The 6,030-nt window shown below is 66.4% G+C and carries 8 protein-coding genes and 1 pseudogene; 7 read left to right on the top strand and 2 right to left on the bottom strand.

What is annotated here, in order from left to right:
* From BRX43_RS20550 to BRX43_RS12635, 7 genes and pseudogenes are all read left to right on the top strand, one after another.
* Positions 1-389 (top strand): hypothetical protein (locus BRX43_RS20550; RefSeq protein WP_206433200.1); only part of this gene is annotated, 389 nt, incomplete at its 5' end.
* Positions 390-677: 288 nt separating this feature from the next.
* Positions 678-791 (top strand): annotated as a pseudogene (locus BRX43_RS20875) (PEPxxWA-CTERM sorting domain-containing protein); the annotation flags it as partial.
* A gap of 171 nt (positions 792-962) precedes the next feature.
* Positions 963-1,124, top strand: coding sequence for a hypothetical protein (locus tag BRX43_RS20325; RefSeq protein WP_164523599.1), 162 nt, complete (start codon positions 963-965; stop codon positions 1,122-1,124).
* A 59-nt stretch (positions 1,125-1,183) separates the two neighbouring features.
* Complete coding sequence (locus tag BRX43_RS12650; RefSeq protein ID WP_125995394.1) at positions 1,184-2,245, top strand: COX15/CtaA family protein; 1,062 nt, start codon at positions 1,184-1,186, stop codon at positions 2,243-2,245.
* A gap of 118 nt (positions 2,246-2,363) precedes the next feature.
* Positions 2,364-2,843, top strand: a complete 480-nt coding sequence (gene rplM / locus BRX43_RS12645; protein ID WP_125995392.1) for a 50S ribosomal protein L13 — start codon at positions 2,364-2,366, stop codon at positions 2,841-2,843.
* The gene (gene rpsI / locus BRX43_RS12640) at positions 2,843-3,388 is read left to right on the top strand and encodes a 30S ribosomal protein S9 (RefSeq protein ID WP_125995390.1); all 546 of its coding nucleotides are present in this window, start codon (positions 2,843-2,845) and stop codon (positions 3,386-3,388) included. The genes rplM and rpsI overlap by 1 nt, the downstream gene beginning before the upstream one ends.
* Positions 3,389-3,485: 97 nt before the next feature.
* Positions 3,486-4,664 (top strand): VWA domain-containing protein, encoded by a 1,179-nt coding sequence (locus tag BRX43_RS12635; RefSeq protein WP_125995388.1) that lies wholly within the window; start codon positions 3,486-3,488, stop codon positions 4,662-4,664.
* A gap of 4 nt (positions 4,665-4,668) precedes the next feature.
* On the opposite strand, the gene BRX43_RS20320 is transcribed toward BRX43_RS12635, so the two are convergent.
* On the bottom strand, positions 4,669-4,812 hold the full coding sequence (locus tag BRX43_RS20320; protein ID WP_164523598.1) for a hypothetical protein: 144 nt from the start codon (positions 4,810-4,812) through the stop codon (positions 4,669-4,671).
* Positions 4,813-4,886: 74 nt separating this feature from the next.
* Positions 4,887-5,990, bottom strand: coding sequence for an anhydro-N-acetylmuramic acid kinase (locus BRX43_RS12630; protein ID WP_125995386.1), 1,104 nt, complete (start codon positions 5,988-5,990; stop codon positions 4,887-4,889).
* Positions 5,991-6,030: the final 40 nt, after the last annotated feature.

The raw sequence follows: 6,030 nt of genomic DNA, 5'->3' as shown, positions 1-6,030 counted from the left end.
GCGGGACATTCCCTGCGAAATCGCACCAACCACCCGCTCGCGCAGGTCCATCGACAATGGCTTGCCCATCTGACCGGCCTCCCGTCACCGGTGACGATCATGAATCAGACTTCATGCCGCTTGGGAAACCCTACTCGATTCAAGACGCTCGGAATTTGCTCTGGCCCGCGAACCCGCCGATTTCCACGATCAACGATGGCGTAAAGACGGTTTTGGACCCGAATGGAATAGCGATGATCACCTCTGCGAACCCGCCGAACGCGCAGGACTACAACACCGCGACCGATGAACTGCAGTGGTGGACGCCGACCGCGACGAGATCGCTGAATGTCACCTATTCGGGCAGCCAGACCCTGGCGTCGAACTCGATCAGCAGCAACGCCTTCTAAGCGCCTTTCGGCAACGGCAGCAACGACGCGAACGGCTTCCTGACGGCGGTCTTCTCCGGCATGTTCACGCTCAACTCGGCGCGTTCGATCAACTTCGCGCTGGGTTCGGATGACGACGCGTTCCTGTTCGTCGACGGTATCTCGCGCGTTCAGATCGGTGGCATTCACCCGGTCGACGTCGTCACTACGACGCTGGACCTGTCGGCAGGCACGCACAGCTTCAAGCTGTTCTGCGCCGATCACCTGCAGTCGAACGCCGCAATCAACTTCTCGCTGCCCGATGACGTGACGGTGTCGGCCGTGCCCGAACCCGCCACCTGGGCGCTGATGCTGGTCGGCTTCGCGATGGTCGGCGCCGCCGTCCGCTATCGTCTTCGCTCGGCGAAGGTCACCTTCGCCTGATCCGCTGATCGCAGGATATCGGGGGAGGCCGCCTGTTGGCGACCTCCCCTTTTTCGTTGCCCTTGCATCACATTGCGCCGGAACCATCCACCTGTCCCGGCCGTCCCGATACGAGGCGGGTGGTTTCGTTGCGCGGCCTGCACGATCTGGTAGAAGCCCCGGGCTTACGTAATGGGCAAGATCATGAACGGATATGTGGAAGCGCGGGCCAAGATGGCGGACGCGCTGGCTTTGCTGGACTCGCTCGAGGAGCATCTCGTGGCGGCGCATCTGTCGATGGCGCTGGAACTTCTCGACCAGCGGATGCCGGCCGACGCCCAGTCGGCTTTGTAAGGCCTTACCGGCCTCGCGCCGCTTGGCGCGCCGGTCCCGTATCGCTACATGGAGACATCATGCTCCAGCCTAGCGCCGCCTTCCTTTCGCAAGCCCGTCCCAAGGCCGTTGCCCGCTGGCTGTGGCTGGTCGCCGCGCTGGTCGTGGCGATGGTCGTGATCGGCGGCATCACCCGGCTGACCGAGTCGGGCCTGTCCATCACCCAATGGAAGCCGATCAGCGGCATCATCCCGCCCCTGACCCAGGCGGATTGGCAGGCCGAGTTCGCCAATTACCGCAAGATCCCGGAATATCAGGCGTTCAATCGCGACATGACGCTCGCCGGGTTCAAGGCGATCTTCTTCTGGGAATATCTGCACCGGTTGCTCGGCCGGGTGATCGGCCTGGCCTTCGCGCTACCGCTGATCGTGTTCGCGGTGCGCCGCCACATCCCCAAGGGCTATGGTCGACGCCTCGCCGCGATCCTGGCGCTCGGCGGCTTGCAGGGGGCGATCGGCTGGTGGATGGTCGCCTCCGGCCTGTCGGTCCGCACCGATGTCAGCCATATCCGCCTGGCGGTGCATCTCGTCACCGCGCTCGTGATCCTGGCGGGGATCGCCTGGACCGCGCTCGACTTGGGAATGCTCGCCCGCGATCCCTTTGCCGCTCCCGCGCGCCTGACCCTGGTGGGCGCGGTCGCCGTGCTGATGCTGTTCGTCCAGATCCTCTTCGGCGCGTTCACCGCCGGGCTGGATGCCGGCTATGCCTTTTCCAGCTGGCCGCTGATGGGCGACACGATCTTTCCCCAAGGCGTGCCGATGCTGACCCCGGGCTGGACCAACGCGGTGGACAATCCGATTGTCGTGCAGTTCATCCACCGCTGGTTCGCCTTCGCCGCGGCGATCGCGCTGTTGTGGCTGGCGGTGCGCGCGACGCGGACCGGATCGCGCGCCGGCTTCCTGGTCACCGGCCTGGTGACGCTTCAGATCTTCCTCGGCATCGCCACGCTAATGACCGGCGTGCAGATCGGCATCGCGGTGATGCATCAGGCCAATGCCGCGCTGCTGCTGATCTGCGCCGTCGCCGCCGCCCATGCGGTCGGCACCACCCGATCGGGCCGCGCTGATATGGCTGGTATTTAGATACCCGTCGGCAAAGTGGCGGAATGCTTGACGTTCCGGTCCCTTTCGCGCATTGAGCCGACACAACGCGCCGCCCCCACAAGGGGTGGCGCGATATTCGTTCGAAAGGTCCACGCCCATGAAGGCGCTCATGAAGACCACCAAGTCGGCCAAGCCGCACGAGGTGGAGAAGAAGTGGCACATCGTCGACGCCACCGACCTGGTGGTCGGTCGCGCTGCGGTCGTCATCGCCAATATCCTGCGCGGCAAGCACAAGACGTCGTTCACTCCGCACGTCGATTGCGGTGACAATGTCATCGTCATCAATGCCGACAAGATCCGCTTCACGTCGAACAAGGCGTCGAAGAAGATCTATTACAAGCACACCGGCTATGCCGGCGGCATTAAGGGCATCACCGCCGCCAAGGTCTTGGAAGGCCGCTTTCCGGAACGCGTCCTGGAGAAGGCCGTGGAGCGCATGATCCCCCGTGGTCCGCTGGGTCGCGAGCAGATGCGCAACCTGCGCATCTTCGCCGGGACCGAGCATCCGCACGCCGCGCAGAACCCCGAGGTCCTCGACATCGCCGGCATGAGCCGCAAGAACAAGGTGGGCGCATAATGTCCGACAACCGCCAGTCTCTCGCCGATCTCGGCGCCGCGCTGAACCAGCAGCAGCGTGACGCAGACGCCCCGCAGGACGGCCAGGCCGACGCCTATCTGGCCGGCCAGGACGTGCCGGTGCAGCGCGCGCCGCTGCGCGAGCAGGAAATCGACTCGCTGGGTCGTGCCTATGCCACCGGCCGCCGCAAGGACGCGGTCGCCCGCGTCTGGCTGAAGCCCGGCACCGGCAAGATCACGATCAACGGTCGTGACCAGGAAGTCTATTTCGCGCGTCCGACGCTGCGTCTCGTCATCAACCAGGTGTTCGGCGTCGCCGAGCGCGAGGGCCAGTATGACGTCGTCTGCACCGTCAAGGGCGGTGGCCTGTCGGGCCAGGCCGGCGCGGTGAAGCACGGCATCAGCCAGGCGATCACCAAGTACGAGCCGGCGCTGCGCGCGCCCGTCAAGGCGGCGGGCTTCCTGACCCGCGACAGCCGCTCGGTCGAGCGTAAGAAGTATGGCCGCGCCAAGGCGCGTCGCAGCTTCCAGTTCTCGAAGCGCTAAGCCTCTCGGCCTTCACGGCTGCGAAGGGCGGCTCCGGCAACGGAGCCGCCCTTTTTCGTGCTGTCGCCCGGGCCGGCGATCTGGCAAGGTCGCGGTCATGTTCCTCCGCTTTCTCGACGCGTTGCGCGCTGCCGGCATCCCGGCCGGGCTGAAGGAGCATCTGCTGCTGCTGGAGGCGCTGGACGCCGAGGTGATCGAGCGGACCCCGGAGCAATTCTACTATCTGTCCCGCGCCGTCTATGTGAAGGACGAGGGCATGCTCGACCGGTTCGACCAGGTGTTCGGGCAGGTGTTTCGCGGCCTGACCGGCCCCGCCGCCGAACAGCGCGCCGACATCCCCGCCGACTGGCTCAAGGCCGTCATGGAGAAATTCCTGACGCCCGAGGAACGCGCGGCGATCAAGTCGCTGGGCAGTTGGGACGCGATCATGGAGGCGCTGCGCGAGCGGCTCGCCGAACAGCATGGGCGCCACGAAGGCGGCAATAAGTGGATCGGCACTGGCGGCACCAGCCCGTTCGGCAATGGCGGCTATAATCCCGAGGGCGTCCGGATCGGCGGCGAGGGCCAACACGGCCGCGCGATCAAGGTCTGGGACCAGCGAGCCTTTCGCAACCTGGACAATGGTCGCGAACTCGGCACCCGCAACATCAAGGTGGCGCTCCGACGGCTGCGGCGCTTCGCGCGCGAGGGCGCGGCCAGCGAGCTCGACATCGACGGCACGATCGACGGCACCGCGCGCCAGGGCTGGCTCGACGTGCGGATGCGCCCCGAACGCCGCAATGCGGTCAAGCTGCTGCTGTTCCTCGATGTCGGCGGATCGATGGACCCGTTCGTCACGCTCTGCGAGGAGATCTTCTCCGCCGCGACCGCCGAGTTCAAGAATCTGGAATTCTTCTACTTCCACAACTGCCCCTATGAGGGCGTGTGGAAGGACAATCGCCGGCGCTTCCAGGAACGTACATCGACCTGGGACGTGCTGCATCGCTATGGTCATGACTATAAGTGCGTGTTCGTCGGCGACGCGTCGATGAGTCCCTATGAGATCAGCCAGGCCGGCGGATCGGTCGAGCATCATAATGACGAGGCCGGCGCGGTCTGGCTGCACCGGCTGACCACCACCTATCCCGCGAGCATATGGCTCAACCCGCTCCCCCGCGAGCATTGGGATTATGGTCAGTCGATCGCGATGATCCGCCGGATCATGAACGACCGCATGTTCCCGCTGACGCTGGAGGGACTCGACGCCGGGATGCGCGAGCTGACGCGCAAGCGCTGACGGATCAGCCGCGCAATTCGGCGATCTTGCGGGTATAGCTTTCGACCAGTTGCATCCGCCGGTCCCGCGCCTCGGCGGTCAGCGCACGCTGCGCGGCGGCACGCTCCATGGTCAGGCGACGGACATAGTAACGCAGGTCGGATTCCACGGGGTCACCCCTTCCGCTTCGGCTGGATTTTGCTTTGCGTCCGATGTGCTTAGCCGTCCAGTGTTAACACAAATTTATCGACCGTCCGTGACCTGTGCACGATGGATGACACCGCCGCCGATCGGCTGGGCGACGCCGGTGGTGCCCGGAAAGCTGATCGGCAGACCGCGCAGCGTGCGCACCGCCATATAGGCGAATCCTTCCGCCTCGATCCCGTCGCCGTTCCACCCGATCGAATCGCCCGGCTCGACGATCAGGCCGGTCCGATCCGCCAGCATCGCGAGCAGCGTCGCATTGTGGCGGCCGCCGCCGACCACGATCAGCCGCTCGGGCCGCGCGGGCAAATGCGGCAGGGCGAGCGCCACCGTCTCGGCGGTGAAGGCGGTCAGCGTCGCGGCGCCATCGGCGGCGGCCAGCCCGCGCGCCGGCTGGATGGTGAAGTCGCTGCGGTCGAGCGACTTGGGCGGGGCTACATCGAAGAACGGGTGGTCGAGCATCGCGCCCAGCACGGCGTCATCGACCCGGCCCGCCGCCGCAAGCCCGCCGCCCGCGTCGAAGCGCGCGCCGATCGTCTCCCCCGCCCAATCGTCGATCAGCCCATTGGCGGGCCCGGTGTCGAAGGCGACCAGCGCGCCGTCCGCGCCGATGAAGGTGATGTTCGCGACCCCGCCCAGGTTAAGGACCGCGACCGGCTTGGCGAGATTGGCGACCAGCGCGGCATGATAGACCGGGATCAGAGGCGCCCCCTGCCCGCCCGCCGCGACATCGGCGGAGCGGAAGTCGGACACCGTGTCGATGCCGCACGCCGCCGCCAGCGCCGCACCGTCGCCGATCTGCCACGTCCAGCCGCGATCGGGGCGATGCGCGACCGTCTGGCCATGAAAGCCGATCACGCCGACATCGCTCGCCGCCACGCCCGCCTCGCGCAGCAGCTTGTGCACCGCCATGGCATGGGTGCGGGTGATCAGTTCGCCCGCCGCGACCAGTTCGGGACTGGCGCGCGGCCGGTCATAGGTCAAGGCGGTGATGGCGGCGGCCGCCAGCTGCGCGCGCGCCGCGTCCGAATAGACCTCGTCGCGAAAGGCGATCGGCCGGACCAGCGACTCGCCGTCCGTCTCGATCAGCGCCGCGTCGATGCCGTCGAGCGACGTGCCCGACATGAGTCCGATTGCCAACATGGATGTCTCCGCCCCCTCACCGGCTCGCACGAATGCGCGA

Source organism: Sphingomonas sp. S-NIH.Pt15_0812 (assembly GCF_003951315.1).
GTDB lineage: Bacteria > Pseudomonadota > Alphaproteobacteria > Sphingomonadales > Sphingomonadaceae > Sphingomonas.
Note: the sequence above shows the minus strand (reverse complement) of the source record. Positions and strands in the feature narration are given on the sequence as shown.